We start from the raw sequence: 1747 nt of genomic DNA on the forward strand, positions 1-1747 counted from the left end.
AGTGATCGTTGATCGCGCTACATTAAGAGAGGATCTTACCGTTGGATTTACAGTATAGAAAAAGTATATTGTCTCGATAAGAACCATTATCGCTGAAATATACTTCTCATTTTCCGGTCGGTCGCTGTCGCCTAATGCTGCAAACCCCGTCGGATAAATCCGTTACGCGTTTTGCTACATGCTGCGACAATGTAATCCGATACCGTATCGTATCCAGTACTGTGCAGTAGGCATGTTGCTTTCACAGCACTAACTAACGAACGAATTAAAGAATCCGTTCTCAATACTCGCTTAGGAACAAGTGCAACGTCATCATCAATTGAAACTTCACCAATAAACCGAGCGAAAAAATGCTGTGATAGATGCATTTGTATCTGAAATTATTTGGGACTTTTTTTTGTGAAAAATGGCCTGTAGATCGTCGACATTTTTGCTTTCATTGAGGTGAAGATTAAACTCCGCCAGACATGTTTGGGTCGCTGCCGTTACCCGATCTGCTGTTGCTTCATCCTGCGCAAAGACATAGTAATCATCAACATACCGACGAAACTCATAATCTTTGCGAAAATATCATATTTTTTATCGGCGAGCGTTCGCAATATTCTGCGATCAACCTCAGAAAATATAATCTCCGCAAAGACCCTGCTAATTTCAGGTCCAACACAAATTCCATTCGTCTCATTGTAATTCATCGACTGCATTAAGCGATCAAACTCGTTCGCGAAGCCGGTGGAATTCGTATTGTCCTTTGCAGTTTGAAACGTCAGATACCGCCCCAAAAAATAAAAGTGTGCGTATATATACTTCCCAAAAAACATTTTACTAAACATCTAAAAGTTACGAAAATTATTTTTATATTTTTTTCTCCAGAATGCAAAATATTCGTTGGGAAATCGAAAAAATTCATGTGCACGACTAAATTTTGTTATAGGCAAAAATATGACGCGGGGATTGGATACCGAGTTATCAAATTGTTACTGTATCGATACCGCTTCGTCGAAAAATGGTTTTCGCTGACTGATGGGGGCCTCTTACAAAAGAAAAGTGCTTCCGATTTTTCGCCGGTGCGCGCAGAGATGCTTCTGATCGGTTTCCGTAATAGCAGATCAAAGAGTCGTACTTGGAGTAGAAGTGGGCGGTCGCCAGTTGGGCAGATGGGTGGATTAAACTCAAACCCCGCGCCGACTTTGCATCTTTTAGTACGCTGTATCGATACGGCTTTGTGTAAGCCCTTTCTGGGTCGAGAAGAGTCTCGACAAACAGTGCTGCCTGCGCCGACTGTGGGACGCTCTTTGACAAATTGTGATAGAAGCCATCATTCGAGAATATGATTGGAACCTCTTCCGGCAGGGTATCCGTTACGACGGCCCGTAGAAAATCACCACGACGCACATTCCCCTTAGCGATTACTTTTTTACGCATGTGCCCAGCACCCGATGAGATGTTTCAATTGCTCGTCGCTGAAGGTGTAAAATCGGTTCTCGATGAAGCCAGACTTTGAAGCCGAAACCAAGCAGCTTGGCCCGTTGCGATTTTGTCAGATGGGCCGTATTCGGTTGTTTGAATGACGGGATGTGACACAATTACAAAAAATGGTCGAGAGAATCTAATTGTGAAGAATTCATCGGATCAATCAGTCCATAATTATAGCGTATCCCTGAATATCGTTGCTGACCTGTTGATTCGTCAATGAATCCGAAATTACTACTCAAAAGCTTAATTCTTCCAAGTAGGTCATTGAATGTTC

At 42.5% G+C, this 1747-nt stretch carries 1 protein-coding gene; it reads right to left on the minus strand.

Annotated features, from left to right (window positions below; genetic code table 11):
* Positions 1-966: 966 nt before the first annotated feature.
* The gene (locus BF95_RS27795) at positions 967-1422 is read right to left on the minus strand and encodes a hypothetical protein (RefSeq protein ID WP_152542941.1); all 456 of its coding nucleotides are present in this window, start codon (positions 1420-1422) and stop codon (positions 967-969) included.
* Between the last annotated feature and the right edge of the window lie 325 nt (positions 1423-1747).

Source organism: Sphingobium sp. Ant17 (assembly GCF_000588875.1).
GTDB lineage: Bacteria > Pseudomonadota > Alphaproteobacteria > Sphingomonadales > Sphingomonadaceae > Sphingobium.

Bases quoted from the DNA above. Each gene is read 5' to 3' on its own strand.
- BF95_RS27795 (WP_152542941.1), bottom strand. From the start codon at position 1,422: ATGCGTAAAAAAGTAATCGCTAAGGGGAATGTGCGTCGTGGTGATTTT.